Origin of the sequence: Caballeronia sp. LjRoot34, assembly GCF_964253815.1 — a bacterium.
GTDB lineage: Bacteria > Pseudomonadota > Gammaproteobacteria > Burkholderiales > Burkholderiaceae > Caballeronia.
In genome coordinates this window covers 934596-956152 of sequence record NZ_CAXUSB020000002.1, presented here as the reverse complement: position 1 = coordinate 956152, position 21557 = coordinate 934596, and the positions used below count along the sequence as shown (strand labels likewise).

Annotated in this window: 19 protein-coding genes; 8 read left to right on the top strand and 11 right to left on the bottom strand. The window is 60.4% G+C overall.

Annotated features, from left to right (window positions below; all coding sequences use genetic code 11):
- Positions 1 to 35 precede the first annotated feature (35 nt).
- From oppF to ACSQ36_RS23885, 5 genes are all read right to left on the bottom strand, one after another.
- The gene (oppF, locus tag ACSQ36_RS23905) at positions 36 to 1019 is read right to left on the bottom strand and encodes a murein tripeptide/oligopeptide ABC transporter ATP binding protein OppF (RefSeq protein WP_436183836.1); all 984 of its coding nucleotides are present in this window, start codon (positions 1017 to 1019) and stop codon (positions 36 to 38) included.
- The gene (locus ACSQ36_RS23900; RefSeq protein ID WP_213762230.1) at positions 1012 to 2010 is read right to left on the bottom strand and encodes an ABC transporter ATP-binding protein; all 999 of its coding nucleotides are present in this window, start codon (positions 2008 to 2010) and stop codon (positions 1012 to 1014) included. Before ACSQ36_RS23900 ends, oppF begins: the two co-directional genes overlap by 8 nt.
- A 5-nt stretch (positions 2011 to 2015) precedes the next feature.
- Positions 2016 to 2918 (bottom strand): ABC transporter permease subunit, encoded by a 903-nt coding sequence (locus ACSQ36_RS23895; protein ID WP_436183835.1) that lies wholly within the window; start codon positions 2916 to 2918, stop codon positions 2016 to 2018.
- 30 nt (positions 2919 to 2948) lie between these two features.
- Positions 2949 to 3869: an ABC transporter permease subunit gene (locus ACSQ36_RS23890; protein ID WP_213762228.1), complete on the bottom strand. Its 921-nt coding sequence runs from the start codon at positions 3867 to 3869 to the stop codon at positions 2949 to 2951.
- Between the two features lie 93 nt (positions 3870 to 3962).
- Positions 3963 to 5663 (bottom strand): peptide ABC transporter substrate-binding protein, encoded by a 1701-nt coding sequence (locus ACSQ36_RS23885; RefSeq protein ID WP_436183834.1) that lies wholly within the window; start codon positions 5661 to 5663, stop codon positions 3963 to 3965.
- A gap of 505 nt (positions 5664 to 6168) precedes the next feature.
- Here ACSQ36_RS23885 and ACSQ36_RS23880 point away from each other — a divergent pair.
- The 3 genes from ACSQ36_RS23880 (at position 6169) to ACSQ36_RS23870 (ending at position 10828) form a co-directional block, all read left to right on the top strand.
- Entirely contained in the window at positions 6169 to 7098 is a 930-nt protein-coding gene (locus ACSQ36_RS23880; protein WP_213762226.1) for a LysR substrate-binding domain-containing protein, read from the top strand.
- A 278-nt stretch (positions 7099 to 7376) separates the two neighbouring features.
- Positions 7377 to 9104: a gamma-glutamyltransferase gene (gene ggt, locus ACSQ36_RS23875; protein ID WP_213762297.1), complete on the top strand. Its 1728-nt coding sequence runs from the start codon at positions 7377 to 7379 to the stop codon at positions 9102 to 9104.
- A gap of 329 nt (positions 9105 to 9433) precedes the next feature.
- Positions 9434 to 10828: an NCS2 family permease gene (locus ACSQ36_RS23870; protein WP_213762225.1), complete on the top strand. Its 1395-nt coding sequence runs from the start codon at positions 9434 to 9436 to the stop codon at positions 10826 to 10828.
- A gap of 169 nt (positions 10829 to 10997) precedes the next feature.
- Here ACSQ36_RS23870 and ACSQ36_RS23865 read toward each other — a convergent pair whose 3' ends face one another.
- The 3 genes from ACSQ36_RS23865 to ACSQ36_RS23855 form a co-directional block, all read right to left on the bottom strand.
- Entirely contained in the window at positions 10998 to 11147 is a 150-nt protein-coding gene (locus tag ACSQ36_RS23865) for a hypothetical protein (RefSeq protein WP_213762224.1), read from the bottom strand.
- A gap of 205 nt (positions 11148 to 11352) precedes the next feature.
- A complete protein-coding gene (locus ACSQ36_RS23860) occupies positions 11353 to 12444 on the bottom strand; it encodes a calcium:proton antiporter (protein WP_213762223.1) in 1092 nt (363 codons plus the stop codon).
- 461 nt (positions 12445 to 12905) lie between these two features.
- A complete protein-coding gene (locus ACSQ36_RS23855; protein WP_436183833.1) occupies positions 12906 to 13337 on the bottom strand; it encodes an OsmC family protein in 432 nt (143 codons plus the stop codon).
- Positions 13338 to 13540: 203 nt separating this feature from the next.
- Between ACSQ36_RS23855 and ACSQ36_RS23850 the strand changes: the two genes are divergently transcribed.
- The gene (locus ACSQ36_RS23850; protein WP_436183832.1) at positions 13541 to 14881 is read left to right on the top strand and encodes an NAD(P)/FAD-dependent oxidoreductase; all 1341 of its coding nucleotides are present in this window, start codon (positions 13541 to 13543) and stop codon (positions 14879 to 14881) included.
- 151 nt (positions 14882 to 15032) lie between these two features.
- Here the strand turns inward: ACSQ36_RS23850 and ACSQ36_RS23845 are convergent, their stop codons facing one another.
- Positions 15033 to 15251 (bottom strand): hypothetical protein, encoded by a 219-nt coding sequence (locus tag ACSQ36_RS23845; RefSeq protein WP_158934984.1) that lies wholly within the window; start codon positions 15249 to 15251, stop codon positions 15033 to 15035.
- A gap of 223 nt (positions 15252 to 15474) precedes the next feature.
- On the opposite strand from ACSQ36_RS23845, the gene ACSQ36_RS23840 reads away from it, so the two are divergent.
- The gene (locus ACSQ36_RS23840; protein ID WP_436183831.1) at positions 15475 to 16125 is read left to right on the top strand and encodes a DsbA family oxidoreductase; all 651 of its coding nucleotides are present in this window, start codon (positions 15475 to 15477) and stop codon (positions 16123 to 16125) included.
- Between the two features lie 32 nt (positions 16126 to 16157).
- Here ACSQ36_RS23840 and waaC read toward each other — a convergent pair whose 3' ends face one another.
- Complete coding sequence (gene waaC / locus ACSQ36_RS23835) at positions 16158 to 17168, bottom strand: lipopolysaccharide heptosyltransferase I (RefSeq protein ID WP_436183830.1); 1011 nt, start codon at positions 17166 to 17168, stop codon at positions 16158 to 16160.
- A gap of 335 nt (positions 17169 to 17503) precedes the next feature.
- Positions 17504 to 18415, bottom strand: a complete 912-nt coding sequence (gene ypfJ / locus ACSQ36_RS23830; RefSeq protein WP_436183829.1) for a KPN_02809 family neutral zinc metallopeptidase — start codon at positions 18413 to 18415, stop codon at positions 17504 to 17506.
- A gap of 465 nt (positions 18416 to 18880) precedes the next feature.
- Here ypfJ and ACSQ36_RS23825 point away from each other — a divergent pair, with 465 nt between their 5' ends.
- From ACSQ36_RS23825 to ACSQ36_RS23815, 3 genes are read left to right on the top strand one after another with little or no spacing between them, the layout of a single operon-like run.
- On the top strand, positions 18881 to 20293 hold the full coding sequence (locus tag ACSQ36_RS23825) for a cytochrome ubiquinol oxidase subunit I (RefSeq protein WP_436184930.1): 1413 nt from the start codon (positions 18881 to 18883) through the stop codon (positions 20291 to 20293).
- A gap of 1 nt (position 20294) precedes the next feature.
- On the top strand, positions 20295 to 21296 hold the full coding sequence (cydB, locus tag ACSQ36_RS23820; protein ID WP_436183828.1) for a cytochrome d ubiquinol oxidase subunit II: 1002 nt from the start codon (positions 20295 to 20297) through the stop codon (positions 21294 to 21296).
- On the top strand, positions 21274 to 21432 hold the full coding sequence (locus ACSQ36_RS23815) for a hypothetical protein (RefSeq protein ID WP_436183827.1): 159 nt from the start codon (positions 21274 to 21276) through the stop codon (positions 21430 to 21432). The genes cydB and ACSQ36_RS23815 overlap by 23 nt, the downstream gene beginning before the upstream one ends.
- Positions 21433 to 21557 lie beyond the last annotated feature (125 nt).

Below are 21557 nucleotides of genomic sequence, written 5' to 3'. Positions count from 1 at the left end.
CAAGCGATTAATCAGGCCAATAACCACGCCAATCATCAGGCGAGTAAGCAGGCTGCCGCGACTCCATGTTCAAGCGTGCGCAGCGGCGGCACTTCAACAGAACAACGCGCCTCCGCTATGGGGCAACGGGTATGAAAGACACAACCCGTTGGGGGATTGATCGGACTGGGAATATCGCTGGAGAGGATCTGCACGACCTTCGTCCGTTCGATGGCCGGATTTGGCACCGGTACCGCGGAAAGCAACGCGCGCGTGTAAGGATGCCGGGGATGCGCGTAAAGCGAACGTTTATCGGCGAGCTCCATGACGTGGCCGAGATACATGACCATTACACGATCCGAGATGTGTTTGACCACGGCCAGATCGTGCGCGATGAAGATCAGCGCGAGTTTCATTTCCTGCTGCAAAGATTTGAGCAGGTTGACGATCTGCGCCTGGATCGAAACGTCGAGGGCCGACACGGGTTCGTCGCAGACAATCAGCTTCGGCTCCACGATCAACGCACGCGCAATCCCGATCCGCTGGCATTGGCCGCCTGAAAATTCGTGCGCGTAGCGGTTGATCATCTGCTCGCGCAAACCGACCTTCGCCATCATCGCGCGCACCCGCTGGTTCATTTCGTCCTTCGACATGCCCGGCCGATGTTCACGCAACGGTTCCGCGATGATCTGCCCCACGGTCATGCGTGGATCGAGCGAAGCCAGCGGGTCCTGGAAAATCATCTGGATGTCGCGCCGCACACCGTGCCACTGTTTCGCCGTGGCGCCGCTGAGATCCTTGCCCATCCACACGATTTCGCCATGCGTGGCGGGAATGAGATTGAGGATGGCACGCGACAAGGTCGACTTGCCGCAACCCGATTCACCCACCACGCCAAGCGTCTCGCCGGCCTTCAGATCGAAACTCACCCCGTCCACGGCCTTCAGCGTGCGCGACGGTGCCCACGGCAACTTGCTCTTCGCCTTGACGCTGAAATGAACCTGGACGTCGCGGACGGACAGGATGGTTTGCTCAGACATGGGCCACCTCGTGCAACGACTTCATCTGCTCGACCGGGCGATTGCAGGCTCGCAGCCAGGTGGTGTCGCCGCCAAACGACTCGAGCGGCGGGACTGCTTCAGCGCAACGCTGGCTCGCATCTATGCAGCGCTCCTGGAACGGACAGCCCGACGGCGGATGCGCCATGTTCGGCGGATTGCCGGGGATACCAACAAGTGGCGCGTCGCTCTGATCGAGCCGCGGCAATGCGCGCAGCAAACCGATTGTGTAGGGATGCGAAGGACGAGCGAACAGGTTGTCCGCGTTGCACTGTTCCATCACGCGGCCGCCATACATCACCATCACTTGCTCGCACAGGCCGGCGACCACGCCGAGGTCATGCGTAATCAGCACGATCGCCGTGCCGAAGTCATGTTGCAGGTTGCGCAGGAGCTGAAGTATCTGCGCCTGGACCGTGACGTCGAGCGCAGTGGTGGGTTCATCGGCGAACAGCACTTGCGGCTCGCACAACAGCGCCATGGCGATCATCACGCGCTGGCGCATGCCGCCGGACAGTTCATGCGGGTATTGATCGATACGATGTGCGGCTTCGGGAATACGCACCGCTTCCAGCATCTCGATCGAGCGTTTCTTCGCAGCGCGGCGCGTCATGTTCTTGTGCAGTTCAAGCACTTCCGTCATCTGGCGTTCGATCGTCAGATACGGATTCAATGACGTCATGGGGTCCTGGAAGATCATGGAAAGCCGATTGCCGCGAATGCGGTTCAGCTTCTTCGCCGGCATGGTCAGCAGGTTCTCACCCTGATAGATCGCACTGCCCTTTGCGCGCCCGTTGGTCGCGAGCAGCCCAAGCATGGCGAGGACGCTCTGGCTCTTGCCCGACCCCGATTCACCGACAATGCCCAGCGTACTGCCTTCTTCCAGGTCAAAACTCACGCCGTTGACAGCGCGGACCACGGCGTCGGGCGAGTCGAAGGCGACTTCCAGATTACTTACCTTGAGCAGTGACATGGTGCTTACCGATCCTTCGGGTCGAGCGCGTCGCGCAGACCGTCGCCAACAAAGTTGATGCAATACAGCGTCACCGACAACAACGCCGCCGGGAACAGGAGAATCCAGGGCGCTGTTTCCATCACGCCAACGCCATCCTGGATCAGCACGCCCCAACTGGTCATGGGCTCCTGAACGCCGAGTCCAAGAAACGATAGCACGGACTCCGTAAGAATAACGCCAGGAACCGTAACCGTTGTGTAAATAGCCACAATGCCAAGCAGGTTCGGCACGATGTGACGCAGGATGATGCCGCTGGTCGAAACGCCAATAGCGCGCGCTGCTTCAATGTATTCCTTCGAACGGATTGCCAGCGTCTGGCCACGAACGACGCGCGCCATATCCATCCATGAGAACACCGTAATGGTAAGCACCACGAGGTAGAACTCGCGGCCGAGCAGCGTGACCATCAGGATGGCGATGAGCAGGTACGGGATCGCGTACATCATGTCGACAATGCGCATCATCGCGTTGTCCACGCGGCCGCCTACGAAGCCAGCGATAGCGCCCCACACAATCCCGAGCGTGACCGACGTCAGCGTCGCGAGCGCGCCGATCATCAGCGAGACGCGGCCACCCACCAGGCAGCGCACGAGCAGGTCGCGGCCGGTATCGTCCGTGCCGAACAGATGCCAGTTTGCAAACGTCGGCGTGGAACTCATCATGTTCCAGTCGGTGGAATCGAAGGCGTTCGGCAGCAGCATGGGGCCGATCGCACAGGCCAGCGTGATCAGCAGCAGGATCACGAGACTGGCCACGGCGGCCTTGTTGCGCGCGAAGCGCATACGGGCGTCCTGCCACGGACTGCGGCCTTCCACCGGCACGGCCAGCACGCTCTCGAGCGCGGGGACGAGCGTTCCTTGTTTCATTGCGGACCTCATGCTGGTTGACTCATTATTTCAGTAGCGGATTTTCGGATCGAGCCACGCATACGCGAGATCGACCAGCAGATTAAGCAGTACTGCGACCACGGTCACCAGCACGACCAGTCCCAGCACGAGCGTGTAATCGCGGTTGGCCGCACCGTTCACGATCAGCTTGCCGATTCCCGGCAACGAGAACACGGACTCGGTCACGACCGCTGCCGTGATAGAGCCGATCGCGAGCGGACCGATCACCGAGACCACGGGAATCATGGTCGGCCGCAGCGCATGGCGCAGCACAACGGTCCAGCGCGACAAGCCCTTGGCATAGGCCGTTCTGATGTAGTTGGTGTTCATCACCTCGATCAGGCTGCCGCGTGTCACGCGTCCCACGGTCGCCACGTTGATGATGGTGAGCAGCGCGATTGGCAACACCATGTAGCGCACATGGAAGGCGTTCCACCCGCCGGCCGGCAGCCACTTCAGCGTAATCGCGAACACAAGGATCAGCACAGGTCCGATCACGAACGAGGGAAACGCACTACCCGCGTTGCCGATGATCATCAGCAGATAATCTGCCGGGCTGTTGCGATAGAGCGCGGCGACGATACCAAGCACGACGCCGAGCACAATGGCGAGCACCATGGACACGCCGCCGATAGTCAGGGACACCGGCAACGCACGCAGCACGAGGTCATTGACACTCCAGTCCGCGTACCGGAACGATGCCCCCAGATCGCCGTGCAGCAAGCTGTTGAGATACAGCAAATACTGCTTCCACAGCGGCTCGCCGAGATGGTATTTCGCCTGCAGGTTGGCGAGCACCTCCGCGGAGACCTTGCGCTCACCGTCGAACGGACCGCCCGGTGTAGCGTGCAGCAGCAGATAGCAGACGGTAATGACAATCAGCAGCGTCGGCACCGTCAGCAGCACGCGCCTTAACGTATAGGACCACATGGGACATCTCTCCTGGCGGCGCCGCGACAGAGCGCGTCACGGCAACCGCCTCTTGCTGTTTGCTGGATAGTATTGGGGGGCAGTGCGTCGCGCTCAATGCGCCACGATATACATGTCCTTGCTGCGGTAACGGTCCATCGGGTTCTTCAGCGAATACCCGCCCACGTAGCTTTTCACCAGCCTGACCGTGGTGTATTGCAGCAGCGGCAGGATCGGATAGTCGTCCATCACGAGCTTCGCGGCCTGGGTTTGCAACTGCGTGCGTTTAACCTGGTCCGTGCTTTCGTTCGCTTCTTTGATCAGCGCGTCGGCCTTCGGATTGCAATTGCCGCTGTCGTTCTGGTCCGAACCGCATTGCACAAGCTGCAGGAACGTGGTCGCGTCGTTATAGTCCGCGACCCAGCCATTGCGTGCAATCTGGTAGTCGCCGCTATGACGCTTCTTCAGCAGGACCTTGAACTCCATCGCGTCGATCTGCGTGTCCAGGCCGAGCTTCGTTTTCCATTCCGAGGCCGCAAAAATAGCCATTTTCTTGTGATAGTCACTGGTGTTCGTTGCGAAGTGCAGCGTCGTGCCCGGTTTCACGCCGGCTTGCACGAGCAGCTTTTTCGCTTCTTCCACGCGCTTGGCCATCGGCCATGTCGACCAGTCGTAAGCCGTCACGTCCGCACCCTTCACACCCTTCACAATGACGCCATACGCCGGGATCTGGCCGTCCGCGGTGACACGTTGCGCGAGGATGTCGCGGTCGATCACCATGGAGAGCGCCTGGCGCACGCGCACGTCCTTGAGCAACGGGTCTTTGTTATTGAACGAGTAGTAGCGCAGTCCGAGCATCGGCGCGATCTTCATGTCGGCGGCGAACTCCTGCTTGTATTTCGGGTACATGCCGGACGGCAACTGATACACCCAGTCGTTGTCGCCCGACTGGAACAGCTTGATGTCCGTGGTCTCGCTCTCGACCGGAAGGTACGTCACTTGCGACAACTGCACATGAGCGGCGTCCCAGTATTGAGGGTTGCGTGCCAGCACGAGCTTGTTGTTCACCTGCCAGTCCTTAAGCATGAACGCGCCGTTGCTCACCAGCTTGCCGGGTTTGGTCCAGTCGCGGCCGTACTTGTCGACGGTGGCCTTGTTGACCGGGCCGAGATTCGTATTCGACATCAGTTCCGGGATGAACGACACCGGATACGGTGTCTTGATTTCGACCGTGTATGGGTCGATTGCGCGGACGCCCAGCGTGTCCGGTGACTTTTTGCCCGCCACAATGTCGGCGCCGTTCAGCAGGAAGATGCCGAATGTACTGGCGTAGGGCGAGGCGATCTTCGGGTCGACAAGGCGCTGGCAGCCGTACACGAAATCGTTCGCGACCACCGGCTCGCCGTTGGACCACTTCGCATTCTTTCGCAGATGGAAAATCCACGTGGTCGCATCCTTCTGCTCCCATTTTTCTGCCACGCCCGGCACGACGGTTCCGTCGGCATCGGTTGCGGTCAGCCCTTCGAACAGGTCGCGCGTGACGTTGTTGGACGGCACAGTCTCAGCCAGGTTCGGATCGAGCGTCTCGACCTCGGACGCGTTGTTGCGCACCAGTTCCTGCTTGGCCGCGAGCTGCACGCCGGGCGGCACGATAGCCGCATGAGCCAGATGAACGTTGCTTGCGGCCGCAACGCAGACACTCGCGGCAAGGGCAGGAAGCCACTTGCCTGAAACGCGGCGATGAACAGCATCGCCCGGACGAAAACACGCGTCAATGCGGGTGCTACGAGCAACAAGAGCTGCAAACAACGTCATGGGGATCCTTATTATTTATGTGTTCATCAAGCACTGAGCGCTGGAGCATAAGGGCTTTTGACCCTGTGCAACGGCGATGCGTACCGTTATGTGCGGCTATCAGCCGCTATCTACCGCGGTTCGCGTGCCGAAGCGGACGGATAGCAGACGGACGGCGGCCAGCATCTTAGCCCACCTAACATTTCACTTTCGAATAAGCAGGTCAAGGGTTGGCATCGTGTGCCTGCCCTTGTCGCGCATCCGTCTTCGTCGCCAACAGTCAGCTTCAAAAATCATTACACACGCCCTACGAACTGACGACGGAACCAGGTTCGCCGGGAGTATTTCAGAGCAATAAAGTGGAATCCACTCACATGTGCTTATAGTCCATGTGTTTTGGGTATAGGCAGGCGGCGAACGATTTCACTTGCGCTTCATATACGCGCGCGCGACCGTAAATCACCAGGCGCGCGTAGTTCGCGCTACCATCGGCGTCCTTGAGGTTCGTGCAAGGTAATTCAAGATAATGATCCGTTTTCGCCAGATAGAAGCTTTCCGCTCGTTAATCATGATGGGGACCAGCGTCGGGGCCGCGCGCGCGCTGCACGTCACGCAGCCCGCCATCAGCCGCCTGATCGCGGATTTAGAGGCTGACCTCGGTTTCAGCCTGTTCAGCCGCGTCGGCGGGCGCTTGAATCCGACCAACGCCGGGTTGCGCTTTTATAAGTCGGTTGAAGAGAATTTCCTGGGGCTGGAACGCCTGAAACAGGTCGCCGAGATCATTCGCGACGAGGCGTCCGAAGGGCTGACCGTTGCGTGCATGCCGGTGATCGCGAGCACCCTGCTGCCGCCCATCCTGGCCGACTTCGTCGAGCGCCATCCGGGTGTGCCCATTCGCGTCGACTCGGTAAGAGTCCCCGAGGTGCTCACGATCCTGCAAAACCACAAGGCAGACGTCGCCATCAGCCAGGCGTTTGCGAAGGTCGCGGGGATCGAGGTGGAGAAGTTGCTGCGCGCGCAGGCGCAGTGCGCGATGCCGGCGTCGCATCGGCTGGCGAAGAAAAAAACCGTGCGGGCGCAGGATCTGCGCGGCGAACGCATCATCGGCTGGGTGCCGAATTCAAGGCAACCTTATGAGGCCGAGCAATCGCTGTTCGCGGCGGGCGAAGACCGGGCGAACTACACGGTGTTGACCGACACCGCGCACACGCGCTATGCCATGGTCGCGGGCGGCCTGGGTGTGTCGATCGTCGAACCGTTTGCAGCCAAGGTGTGGCGCGCGCACGGCGTGGTCGTGCGGCCGTTCGATGCAGCGATCGAATACGAGTACGTGCTGTCGTATCCGAGCAGCGGCATACGCTCGGATCTGGTTGCGTCGTTCCGCGAGTCCGTGCTGCGTGTGGTGGCAACGTACTCCCTCGACGAAGCGCCGGCATCCGCGAGCGCAGAGGCTTGACGCACGGGTCCTGCTCCGCGAGAGCGCTTCACGCTTTCACGGAGTGGCGAGACACCGTCAGCACCGGTCACGATCGACCGCCCACGCTCTCCGGACCATCACGCCTGGCTCCCGGTCAAGCACGGGGCTTCCCGCCCTTTCGGAATCAATTACGCCCGTGGTATAAGCCCCGGAGCGTCTCCGCCTAAGCCCTTCGTCGGAAAAGGCGACAGGGAAAGACCCATACTCCAAGGCGGGCACCCATTTTCAGGAGGAGCAAGATGTCCATGAAGAAGTCCATGAGTTCGCTGCATCGCACCCGTCCGTTCGCCCTTGGAACGCTCGCTGCGATGGCGTTTTCGCTCTCGTTCGGGTTTGTCGAAAGCGCCCCCGCCTACGCAAAAGTCGCGGCGCAACCCGTTGTCCTGACGGCATCGGCGGTGGCAGTCGCCGACAAGTTCGCAGCCGACGCCGCCGAGCAGGTCCTCAAGGAAGGCGGCAATGCCGTTGATGCGGCCGTCGCGATCGCCTTCACGCTGGCGGTGACGTATCCGGAAGCGGGCAACCTGGGCGGCGGCGGTTTCATGACGCTCTACGTGGATCATCGTCCGTACTTCCTCGACTATCGTGAGCGCGCCCCTATTGCAGCCACGAAGAACATGTATCTCGATGACAAAGGCGAAGTCATCAAGGGCATGAGCCTGTATGGGTATCGCGCGGTCGGCGTGCCGGGCACGGTGTCGGGCATGTGGGAAGCGCAGAAGCGCTTCGGCAAGCTGAAATGGAAACAGGTCGTCGCGCCCGCGATCAAGTATGCACAGGACGGCTTTGAAGTCAGCGACCAATTGCAGGAACGCAAGGACGCAGCGTCCAAGGACTTCGCCGGCAAGACCAACTTCGACAGTTACTTCGGAACCCTGAATAAAGGCGTGAACTTCAAGCAGCCGGAACTGGCCGCGACGCTTCAACGCATTTCGGACAAGGGTGCGAAGGGCTTCTATGAAGGCCAGACGGCGGATATGATCGCAACCGCCATGGCCGGCCACGGCCTGATCACCACGCAGGACCTGAAGGAATACAAGGCGGTCTGGCGGCAGCCGGTTCTCGCGAGCTGGAACGGTTATCGCATCATCACCGCGCCGCCGCCGAGTTCCGGGGGTATCGGCCTCGTTCAGTTGCTCAAGATGAAGGCCGATCTCAAGGACAAGTTTGCGAACGTGCCGCTCAATTCCGCGCAGTACATCCACCTGACCGCGGAAATTGAAAAACGCGTGTTCGCGGATCGCGCCCAGTATCTTGGCGACCCCGATTTCTACAAGGTGCCGATCGCGCAGCTCATCGACGACGACTACATCCTGAAGCGTGCATCCGAGGTCAATCCCGACACGCCGTCGGACACCAAGAGCGTCGTTCCGGGCCTGGGCACCACGATGCCGGAAAAGGCTGAAACCACGCACTTCTCGGTGGTCGACAAGTGGGGCAACGCGGTATCGAATACGTACACCATCAACGGCTATTTTGGCTCCGGTGTGGTGGTGGACGGCACGGGTGTCGTGCTGAACGACGAGATGGACGACTTCTCCTCGAAGCCGGGCGTAGCGAACATGTTCGGCGTAGTGGGCAGCGACGCCAACGCCATTGAACCGCGCAAGCGCCCGCTTTCCTCGATGACCCCGACCATCCTCACGAAGGACGATCAGGTTGCCATGGTGATCGGGACGCCGGGCGGCTCGCGTATCTTTACATCGATCTTCCAGGTGATCAGCAACGTCTACGACTTCTCCATGCCCTTGCCTGAAGCCGTCGCGGCAATGCGCTTTCATCATCAGTTGCTGCCGCCGAACACGATTTTCTGGGAGCCGTACAAGCCCATTGACGGCGATCTCGCGAAGGAACTGGAGGCAAAGGGATATACCCTCGCGAAACAGGGTTTCAACGGCGATATCCAGGTCATCAAGATCGATGACAAGACGCCGGAACCTGTTGCCGATCCGCGTGGCCGGGGCGTGACGCGCGTGATCCAGTAAGCGGCCGCGTTGGTTTCAGGTCGGTTCCCGACAGACAAAAGGGCCAGGTCATTCGAGACCTGGCCCTTTTGCTTTTATACCGCGCGCGTGCTCCATCAAAGCCGTATTGAAACGAACCTTATAAGGATCGCGGCATGACTGGAATCCCATTTTTGAGATTGGAGGCGGATTAATGTTGCCCTAGTCTCTGTGCTGGCCCCAGTCCAATGCGTTGGCTCCTGCCAACACTATAAATAAACCTATCGAGACGACCCTGAAGACGGCGCACCCGGTCTTGCAAAGACCATCCGGTCCGCTTGTTTCAGCCTGCTGATAAAGGAGAACAGCTCATGATGGAACCCCACATCCAGCCGCTTGGCGGCATCGACATCCAGGATGACGCACACGCGTCCCAATCAGGCGGATTGATCGACCGATACTTTCAAATCAGTGCGCGCGGCAGTACCCAGCGGCGCGAAGTGATCGCCGGAATTACTACCTTCCTGGCAATGGTTTATTCCGTGTTCGTCGTCCCGGCCATGCTCGGCAAGGCCGGATTCGACACCCGCGCCGTCTTCGTGGCGGTCTGCCTGACGACTGCGTTCGGCTCGCTCCTGATGGGCATCTGGGCTCGCTTGCCTATCGCGATCGGCTGTGCAATCTCGCTCACCGCGTTCACCGCGTTCGGGTTGGTGCTGGGCAAAGGGCTCTCGCCCTCCGTCGCGCTCGGCGCCGTCTTCCTGATGGGCGTCACCTTCACCGCAATCTCCGTCACCGGCGTGCGCTCGTGGATCCTGCGCAATCTGCCGGCAGGCGTGGCGCATGGCACGGGGATCGGGATCGGCTTGTTTCTGTTGCTGATCGCGTCGAACGATGTCGGCCTGATCGTCAAGAATCCGGGCGCGGGTTTGCCCGTTTCGCTCGGTCATATCACGGCGTTTCCCGTATTGATGTCGGTCTTCGGGCTCGCTGCGATCATCGGGCTGGAACGCCGGCGCGTGCCGGGCGGGATCCTGCTGGTGGTGGTCGGGTTGTCGGCGCTGGGACTGGCCTTCGATCCCGCCGTTCGTTTCACCGGCGTATTCGCGTTGCCCTCGCTGAGCGCGCCCGGCCATGCTTCGCTGATCGGCGCCATGGATATTCGCGGCGCGCTGTCTCTGGCCGTGCTGCCTAGTGTGTTTGCACTGGTGATGACCGCCGTCTTCGACGCCACCGGCACGATTCGCGCGGTCGCAGGCCAGGCAGGCCAGATAGACGAGAAAGGCCGGATTGTGAACGGCGGCCGGGCATTGACGGCGGACTCGGTCAGTTCAATTGTTGCTGCGTGTCTCGGCGGTGCGCCGGCTGCGGCCTATATTGAATCGACGGTGGGCGTGGCGGCAGGCGCAAAATCGGGCCTGGCGGCCGCTACCGTTGGCGTGATGTTCCTGCTGGTGATGTTCTTCTCGCCGCTCGCCGGACTCGTGCCTTCCTACGCGACGGCTCCGGCACTGATGTATGTCGGTCTGCTGATGCTTGCAAGCGTGAGCAAACTTCACATGGACGATCTTGTCGACACCATGTCGGGTCTTGTCTGCGCCGTGTTCATTGTGCTGTCGGCCAATATTGTGACCGGCATCATGCTCGGTTTCTGTACGCTCGTGATCGGGCGCGTAGTTGCCGGCGAATACAAGAAGCTGAACGTTGGCACGGTGATGATTGCGGCAGTGCTTGCCGTGTTTTATCTCGGCGGATGGGCAATCTGACCTGACGGGCTAAAAAGCATTTAGCGCAGTCAGCACGTTCAGTATCGACACCGTGGTTGCCGGCGATTTTCCCGGCAACCTTTTTAACGCCACCAAAGGCATGCTAACCAACGTTCGAGAGCGATGAAACGGCTCGATCGACACGTCGATTGGATTAGCCGCAGCCGATTTACTTCCGGCGATACGCTTCAGCCAGCACTGCGCAATTTTGCAGATGCAGGTTCAGTGCGTGGGCAGCTTCGCGGCGAACGACAGCCTTCGCCTTGCGGAACCAGGAACCGAACGAAACGACAAGCGAACTTTGAGCGGTGGTTTTCATGAGAGCACCTCAGTGCGAATCAGGGATTACCCGCTAGGGAATACCCTTATTATACGCATTCGATGCTGCATTGCAAAAGATTTTGAGATCGGCGACGGTTATGAAGCGTCTGCACAACAGCGCTTGGCTCCTGCCCGGATTGGTCGGCCCTTGTTTTCAAAAGCGGTTCCGGGCCGAAGACGCGCCGCCTATCGCACCGAAGTACTCAAGGCACGACGGAAAGAAACAGGAAGGTCGCGAAAATAACCAGGTGAACCACGCCTTGAAGCACGGTCGAGCGTCCGGTGCCAAGCGTCAGGACGCTCACTATCAAGGTCAATGCGAGTAGTACGATTTCCTTCGAACCGAGGCCGAGTGCGATCGGCTGGCTGATCGCAAGCGACACGACCGCCACGGCTGGAATTGTCAGCCCGATACTCGCCAACGCCGACCCAAGCGCCAGATTCAAGCTCGTCTGCAACCGGTTCAGTCGCGCCGCGCGCAATGCGGCGACGCCTTCCGGCAGCAGCACGAGCGCAGCGATCACCACACCAACCACGGCTTCGGGCGCTCCGGCGCTGGCAACGCCCGCCTCGACCGCCGGCGAGAGCAATTTCGCCAGCCCAACCACTGATATCAGCGAAAGCAGCAGCAAACCGCCGGAGGCCCACGCGTAGCCATTGGTCGGCAGCGGAGCATGAACGTCGTCGGATTCGGCTCGATTCGGGTCGAGCGCAGGCACCGGCGGCAGGAAATAGTCGCGATGCCGCACCGTCTGCACGAATACGAATACGACGTAAAGCACGAGCGACGTCACGCCCACAAACACCAGTTGCGACGTCGACAACCCCGGCCCCATCACCGTGCTCGTGAAGTTGGGCAAAACCATTGTCAGAACCGACAGCGCACACAGGATAGCGAGTGTCGCGCTTGCGCCCTGCAACTGGAAATTCTGCTCGTGGTGCCGCATCCCGCCCACAAGCAGGCAGAGCCCGACAATACCGTTGCACACGATCATGATCGCGGCGAACACCGTGTCGCGCGGCAACGCCGCTTTTTCCGGGCCGCCCGACACCATGACGGACACAATCAGCGCTACTTCGATCACCGTGACCGCGATCGCGAGCACCAGCGTGCCGAACGGTTCGCCAACGCGGTGCGCCACCACTTCGGCGTGATGGACCGCGGCGAATACGGCCGCGGCGAGTGCGATGGCGGCGAGTACGAACAGGAAGCCGTTCGGCATGGCGAACGTCAGTCCCAGGATCACAAGTGCGGCAAATGGCGCAATGCACGTCCAGTCCAGCTTGAATTTCATCGATGCTCCAGGGCGGTGCTGCGTGTGGACGGAAGTGTCAGGAAAGCTGGCCGGCTCCAGGGTCTGGTCCGGCCATTTGCTTGAAAGTGCCGTCAGATTATAGGTTCTTGGCCGGAACGGTCGGTTTCAGGGCTTGCAACAATTGCACGAAGATGCATGGCCGGCTATGGACAGCGTTCCTGCCTGCGAAACCTGCCTGCAAACCGTTAGGGAACCGTAAACCGTTATGCGTCAATGAGTTGGAGGCTGCTCCCGCACGTTGTCCACATGGCTATCCACAAAAAATGTGGATAAGTCGCGCGTCTGATTTTAGTCGGTAGCGTATGTCCGTTGAGTATCTGTGGGCAGGTCCGCGGGGTTCTGTCTGCAGCGCACGATGACCACCGACGGCAGGCTCTGCAAAAAGAAAGGGCGCCCCCGGTTTCGCGGACGCGCCCTTGAGTGCCTCGGTCAAACGAAACTCAGGAAACGAATTCCGTGTTCAGCGTGATCGTCGCGTTTCCAGCGAACAGCTTGGACACCGGGCAGCCCTCTTTCGCCGCATTCGCGAGCTTCTCAAACGTCGCTTTGTCTGTGCCGGGCACTTTACCTTTCAAATCCAGATGGCAGGCGGTGATGGAGAACCCGTCGCCGTCCTTCTCCAGCGTCACGGTAGACTTCGTCTCGAGGCTTTCCGCCGTGAGGCCCGCCTGCGTGAGTTGCAGGGACAGCGCCATCGTGAAACAACCCGAATGCGCGGCGCCGATCAGTTCTTCGGGATTCGTACCGGGGCCGCCTTCGAAGCGCGATGCAAAACCGTAGGGCGCGTCTTTCAACACGCCGGTTTGCGTCGAAATGTAACCTTTACCGTCCTTGATGCCACCACTCCATTTGGCCGATGCTGTCTTTTGCACAAGTGTTCTCCAGAAAGTCAGGGGGGATATGCCGCGCATAACGCCGCAGCATGAAATCGGCCGTCAAGCCGGTTGCACAAGCGTCGGCTTTTGACGGGCCATCGGTAGAGCAAAGCACACAGGATGCCCGAAAGCACAGCGGGCAGTTGCCGAGGCCCATTTTCCCGAGCCTGCCCTCGCGCCTGCCCTATTAAGGAGGATAGATGGGTCCACAAGTAGTTGAAGTCATCGAAGATCGTGATTTACCCGAGCATGTCGATGTTGTCGTTATCGGCGGCGGCATTATTGGTGTGAGCACGGCCCTTTTTCTTGCTGCGAAGGGCATTTCGGTCGCCGTCTGCGAGAAAGGCCATATTGCCGGCGAGCAATCCAGCCGCAATTGGGGCTGGTGCCGCGCGACGCATCGTGATTTGCGCGAGCTGGAACTCAGTCTCGAAAGCCTCAAGCTATGGCGCGAGCTGGACCGGACGCTCGGCATTGACACGGGTTTCCGGCAATGCGGCATCCTCTACGCCGCCGACGACCTCAAGGCCCTCGCCGATCACGAAAACTGGCTGGCACGCGCTGTCGGGCTGGTGGGCCGCGAAGGTATCGACTCACGCATCACATCGAGCGACGAGACGGCCGCGCTGATGCCGGGCGCCGCGTGCAAGTTTCCCGGCGGCATCTACACGCCTTCCGATGGCCGGGCGGAACCGCAGCGCGCGGCACCCGCCATTGCCCACGCGCTGCGTGCCAAAGGCGTGAAGGTTCTAACGCCGTGCGCGGTGCGTGGCATCGAAACGAGCGCGGGCGCGATCAGTGGCGTCGTGACCGAATACGGCCCGATCCGCTGCTCGAGCGTGGTGGTAGCAGGCGGCGCGTGGACACGCTTGTTCGCCGGCAGCGTTGGTGTTGAACTGCCGCAGCTGAGTGTGAGGTCGTCGGTGCTGCGCACGGAACCGGTCGACGGTGGCCCCGAAGTCAGTGCTTGCAACCAGACTGTCGGATACCGCAAGCGGCTGGATGGCGGTTACACGATCGCGAATGCGTTCCGCAGCCTGGCCGAGATTACCCCCGACAGCTTCCGGCTATTCAGCCAATACCTCCCGGCGCTGAAAAGCCAGTTCAGGTCGATGGACTTCGCGTTCGGCGAGCGATTCTTCGAGGCGTTGCGCCAGCCTCGGACATGGCGACTCGACCAGCCGACCGTCTTCGAAACCGTGCGCACGCTCGATCCGGCACCCACCCAAAAATTCAACGATGTCGCCATCAACGCGTTCCGTGTGCTCTTTCCGGCGCTTGGAAACGTGAAAGTGGCGCAAGCGTGGGCGGGTTATATCGACGTCACGCCGGACGCGGTGCCGGTGATATCGACCGCAGAACAGGTTCCGGGCATGTTTATAGCCACCGGTTTTTCGGGTCACGGCTTCGGGATCGGGCCGGGTGCCGGGAAGCTGATGGCCGATCTGGTCGCGAACGACAAGCCGTTGGTGGACCCGCGAGCATTCCGGCTGAGCCGCTTCAGCGACGGCACGAAGATCGAACTGGACGGTGGGTTTTAAGCGCGAAAAGCAGAGGAATACAGAATTTTACAGAGGGTGTTTGTGGCTTTTATAGCTTCGAAAGCCCTTGCAGCATGGACGCGGGGCAGATACTAACAAACGTGACGCCCCCGGCCAGCTCCGAGCGGTCGCTCAGAGCTGCTTTTCCAACTTACTTGCCCGAGATTACCCGGCGTGCTTCGATCTCAGCGAGTTCAAGCGCAGCCTGCTCGGTTTTGACCGGACGACCACATCCACGTCCAATTGTCTGCCCAATGGGCCCGTTTACGTGTTCCGTGACAACGCGGATATAGCCCTTGAACATTGCGCCCGGTGCCGGCATTACGAGTGCCTCAACGGTCTTATTGCCCTTCGTTTCTTTGAATGCCATTGCGGCCCCCTGTTTAATAGTGGGCGGATCCTATCACGAACGGGCGTCGTCTCCCTTTCGGCGACAACTATCCGAAAGCATCCAGGAACCCAGCTTGTGGACCGGCAGCCAGCAGAAATGACATCGCCTGACCGCGAAAGCCCGCATAAAGACGGGACGGGGCTAAAGTCCAATGTCGGGTAGAATTTTGGACTAATTTGGACCAATTCTGGACCGCCCTGATATGACAAGCTCCAAGCTGTACCTCGACGTGTGGTCGGATTTCGTCTGCCCTTTCTGCTATCTGGAAGTGCCAGTTATCGACCAGTTCAAGCAGACCTATGGCGACGCGGTTGAAGTCCGCTGGCACGCGTTCGAACTGCGCCCCGAACCCACGCCCCCGCTCGATCCGAATAGCGACTTCCTGCATGAAACCTGGGAAAACTCCGTCTACCCGATAGCCAACGAACGCGGTTTGTTGCTGCGCCTCCCGCCGGTTCAACCGAATAGCCGCAAGGCGTTCGAGACCGCATTTTTCGCGCGCGAATCAGGCCGTTTCGACGCTGTGCATCGTGCAATCTTCAAGGCGTATTTCGAGGATGGCATCGATATCGGCGACACCGATGCGCTGCTGGATATTGCCGCCACCTGCGGCATCGATCCGGAATCGCTGGAAGAAGCGTTGCTCGGCGATGAACTCACCGACGCGGTGATCGAAGACGAAGAGTTTGCGAAGAAGCTCGGCGTGACAGGCGTGCCGTTCGTCGTGCTGTCGCGTGACGGCGTGGGCGATCAGGAACCGCCGCCGCCCATCGCGTTGCGCGGCGCGGCGCCCATCGAGCATTTTGAAGCAGCGCTCGGACGCCTGTTCCCGGAAGGGTTTTCGGCCGCTTGAACGCGCTCGTCGGGATGCTTTAACGACTCGAATCAGGACACGGCGCCCGTCGCTACATCGTGCGCTGCGGGCACCACCGTTCCCGTCAACACGCCTTCTATTGCTTCCAGCACCGAGGCGACATCGGGCGGAGCATGCTGGTCGCCGACAGACACCGAATGCGTCGACGAGCCAATGCCGAAATGCCCGCGCGACGTTGCCGTAAAAATCATCACCGTGGGCCGGCCCAGCGCATACGCCAGGTGGACCAGCCCCGTATCCATGCCCACGACCAGCGCCGACGCCTCGATGCAATGCGCGCATTCGGTCACCGTCAGCTTCGGCAAAACGATCGCACCCGGCACGAGCGCCGCAATCTGCTCGCCCTCCCGGCGCTCGCCTTCGGTACCCCACGGCAGCGCGATCCGATAACCCTGCGCCGTCAGAGAACGTCCCGTCTCGGCCCATCGGTCGATCGGCCATTTCTTTTCATCGGCTGAGGTAGCGTGGAACAGCATCGCGATGGGCGCGCCCTGAGGAAGCTGCAACGGCATAGCCAGCGGCGGCAGACGAAGATTGAAGTCGGGCGTTTCGTCGAACGTATAACCCAGCGCGTCGGCCACGCTCACACGCATGCCACGCCACGCATCCGTTTTCGGCCGCGGCCCGAAGCGCTTGTTGTACGCGAACGCCGCACCAAGTTCGCCCAGATCCTTGTTCTTATAGCCGTAACGCCGGCGCCCGCGAGCCAGGAACGCGATGATCGCGCTCTTGTACACGCCATGGATATCCAGGATAACGTCGTACTTCTCGGCCCGCAGTTCTCCGATAGATGCAGCAATATCTTTCAAATCCGCCCAGCTGCGCGCTTTTTTGAACTTGCGCAGCGGCGCGCTCAACACGCGGTCCACGGACGGATTCCAGCGAATGATGTCGGCAAAGGCCGCGTCTGCCGCCCAGTCGATCTTGGCGGACGGAAATGCACGGCGAAGATCGGAGACCACAGGCTGCGTCTCTACGATATCGCCCAATGATGTCACCTTGACAATCAGGATTCGCTTCATGGGGATGCTATGGGACCTTTATTTCGCCAGCGGCACGGATTCAGATGGAACACCTGAATCCGTGCCGCTGGCCGGCTGGATCGCTTGACCCGTAGCGCGTTCGGCAGATCGAAAGCCGTTCGGGTCATGATCGATTTGAAAGCCGGAATTCTATAAATTGGCGTAAAGCCGCGCCGTCAGTATTTGTAAGTTCTGCGCTGCGCGTTCTGCCCGAATTATCCGTCGAAATAGCGGTTTTCACTACTGTTTCACGGTCTTTCATGAACAAAGCGCCGAACGTGCGAGCGCCTTCGCATTGAAAATTGCGTCATGCGGCTGCTGGCAAAACGCAGCACTCAGAGCGTTCTGGCGCCGAATGTGTCGCACTGTCCCAGATCGCCCGTCGCCAGTCCGCGATTCAACCAGCGCTGCCGCTGCGCGCTCGTGCCGTGCGTAAACGCTTCCGGAACCACGCGTCCCTGCGTCTCCTTCTGCAACCGGTCGTCGCCTATTGCTCCCGCCGCGTTCAGCCCTTCCTGGAAGTCACCGGGCTCGATCAGCTTCGCGTTGTTCCTCTGCGCCACGTTGGCCCAGACGCCCGCGAAACAATCCGCCTGCAACTCGACACGCACCGACAACTGGTTCGCCTGTTCCCGCGACATCCGTTGCCGGGCGGTCTCGACTTTATTCATGATGCCCAGCACGTTCTGCACATGGTGGCCGACTTCGTGCGCAATCACGTACGCCTGCGCAAAATCTCCGCCCGCACCAAAGCGGTCGCGCAACTCCCGATAGAACGACAAGTCGATGTACACCGTCCGGTCGTTCGGGCAGTAGAACGGCCCCATGGCTGACTGGCCGGTTCCGCACGCGGTCGCGGTGCCGCCGGTGAAGAGGACGAGCTTGGGCGCCGGGTAATCCTGGTTGTAGCGGGTCCGGAAAATCTGCTGCCACGTGCGTTCGGTGTTGCCGAGCACCCGGCGCACGAACACGGCGTCTTGATCGCTCGCGCTTGCCTGCGGCTGAGCGCGCGGGTCCATCTGCCGTTGCTGCGTCTGCGGCTGCTGCTGACTGTATGAACCACTCTGCCCGGTCGAACCGCCGCTCAGGATCAGCATGGGATCGATACCGAAAAAATAGGCGGCCGCCAACGCCACGACAATCGTGCCGATACCGATCGAGCGCCCTCCGCCAATGCGAAATCCTCCGCCCCCGGCCCCACGCCGGTCCTCCACATTGCGGCTCTCTGCTTCGTCATCAAGACGCATGGTTTTTCTCCCGTCGCGGTGTTTGGTTGGCTTTGCTGCAGAGCGGTTATTCCGGCCCGGAAAACGCCTGCGATGCTGTTCCGTCATGGTACCCGGCGTATGCCGGCACATCACCGGAGAATCGCGCTGATAACGTCCCGGCACGCTACGCGCCAAACGCGCCCTTCGTCGCCTCCATGCGGCGGACCGTCTTTGACGCAGTGCGGTTGATTGTCGCGGAATTGGCAAACCGCCGGTTTTGGGCATTAATCCGATCTCTCAAAAAAACAATTTATAAACAGCTAGTTACAGATCACCCATCCTAAAAATTGCGACATTTCCGCACATTCCTGCCCCCTGCCGCGCCGCACCATTCATCTCAAAAACTGGCTTAGAGTCGCTTCCGTCGTACTCAGTCCAACCAACCAACCAGCGCCCGCCCGCGAGCTCGTTTCGAGCGCGCCCGCGATGGCTGCACAACCTGCCATGCATGCCACTCAGCAAGCGCTCGATCTAGCGCGTATCCAGTTCGCTTTTACGGTCTCTTTCCACATCGTTTTCCCGGCGCTGAGCATCGGGCTGGCGAGTTTTATCGCTGTGCTCGAAGGCGCCTGGCTCAAAACCGGTAAGCCGGTCTACAAGGAGTTGTGCCTCTTCTGGTCGAAGGTGTTCGCCGTCGCGTTCGGTATGGGTGTGGTGTCCGGTGTCGTGATGAGCTACGAGTTCGGCACCAACTGGGGCGGCTTTTCGAGCTTTGCCGGCCCGATCACCGGCCCGCTGCTCGCCTATGAAGTGATGACCGCGTTTTTCCTGGAAGCGGGATTCCTCGGCATCATGCTGTTCGGCTGGAACAAGGTCGGTCCGAAAGCGCACTTCGGCGCCACGCTGATGGTCGCCATCGGCACGCTGATCTCGACCTTCTGGATTCTTGCATCGAATAGCTGGATGCAGACGCCACAGGGGTTTCGGATCGAAGGCGATCATGTCGTGCCGGTGAGCTGGTTCAAGATCATTTTCAACCCGTCGTTTCCGTACCGGCTTTCGCATATGGCGATCGCGGCGTTTATCGTCGCGGCGCTCGTGGTGGCGGCTTGCGCGGCTTATCACTTGCTGAAAGGACGCAAGGACCCGGCCATCAAGAAGATGTTTTCGATGTCGCTCTGGCTGCTGCTGGTGCTCACCCCGCTTCAGGCCATGGTCGGCGACCAGCACGGCCTCAACACGCGCGAATATCAACCGGCCAAGATCGCGGCTATTGAAGGCCTGTGGGATACGGAGAAAGGCGGCACGGCGCTGAACCTCTTCGGCATCCCGGACATGGAAGCCGAAACCACGAAATACGCCGTGTCCATTCCGCACCTCGGCAGCCTGATCCTCACGCATAGCTGGGACGGTGAAATCCGTGGCCTCAAGTCGTTTCCGAAAGAGGACCGGCCGAACTCGACCATCGTGTTCTGGAGCTTCCGGATCATGGCCGGGCTTGGTGTCCTGATGATCCTGATGAGCGTGGCCGGCTTCGTACTACGGCGAAAAAATAACCTGTTCGAATCGAAGATGTTCCAGCGCTTCGTGCTCGTGATGGGACCGTCGGGTTTCATCTCGCTGCTCGCCGGCTGGGTGACGACGGAAGCGGGTCGTCAACCGTGGGTTGTCTACGGCGTGATGCGCACGGCGCAGGCCGTATCACCGGTTACCGCGCAGCAGGTGGGCGTGACGCTGCTGATTTTCGTCATCGTTTATACGCTTGTGTTCGGCACCGGCATCTACTACCTGCTCAAGCTGCTTAGAACCGGTCCCGCATTGCCCGGCACCATCACTCACGCACCGCGCATGGACGACGACAACCACACCGCGCGCCGCCCGCTGTCCGCCGCGACGCATTCAATCGAAGGAGCCTGAGATGGACTTGTCCCTGACGTGGGCCGCGATCATCGCGCTGGGCGTGCTGATGTATGTAGTACTCGATGGTTTCGATCTCGGCATCGGCATCCTGTTTCCGTTCTTCCCCGAGGCGCGTGATCGCGACGTCATGATGAACACCGTCGCGCCGGTTTGGGACGGCAACGAGACCTGGCTCGTGCTGGGCGGCGCCGGCCTGTTCGCAGCGTTCCCCATGATCTATTCAACCGTGCTGTCCGGGCTTTATCTGCCGTTGATGTTCATGCTGGTCTGCCTGATCTTTCGCGGCGTTACCTTCGAAATTCGCTCGAAGGCAACCCGCACGAAGCATATGTGGGATCTTGCGTTTATCGGTGGATCGGCGGGCGCGACATTTTTCCAGGGCGTGACGCTCGGCGCGTTTCTCAATGGCATTCCGGTCGCGGACGGCCGTTTCTCCGGCGATGCCTTCACCTGGTTCACGCCCTTCAGCATGTTCACCGGACTCGCGCTGGTAGTCACCTATGCGCTGCTGGGCTGCTGCTGGCTGATCGCTAAAACGGAAGGCGATTTGCAGCGCAGGTTTTATCGGATCGTGTGGCCGTTGACGCTGCTGCAACTCGGGACCATTGCGGTCGTCAGTATCTGGACACCGCTGCAGGACGCGGGCATTGCAACGCGCTGGTTCGATACCCCCTGGTTCTATCGATTCCTGCCGGTACCGGTGCTCGTGATCGCGTGTGCGTGGCTGATGCGCCGGTCCATCCGTTCACGGCACGAAACACGGCCATTCATGATGGCGCTGGCGTTCGTGCTGCTCGGTTATAGCGGCCTGGTGGCGAGCATTTCGCCCCATGCCATCTTCCCCGGCGTGTCGCTCTGGGAACTCGCAGCTCCGCATTCGAGCCAGATGTTCACGCTCATTGGCGCGGCGGTGATCTTGCCCGTGATCATCGCGTACACGACGCTGGGTTACTGGGTTTTTCGCGGCAAGGTGCGCCATGGCGAACATCACTATCACTAAGAATGGCGGCGACCGCCGCGGGTCTTCGCGGCTCAAGAGTACGTTGTGGTTCGTCGCGCTCTGGTGCGTCGGCGTAGGCGGCGCGATGCTGCTGGCGCTGCCGTTCAAGCTGCTGATTCAGGCGGCTACGCGTTAGAACGTGGCAGGGGCATTCAGCCGCGCGCATCCGCTGCAATCAGCAGCTGATACTGATACTCATACTCATGAAAAAGAGGCCGGTTTCAACTCGCGTTGAAACCGGCCTCTCGTGTCGTGGACGCT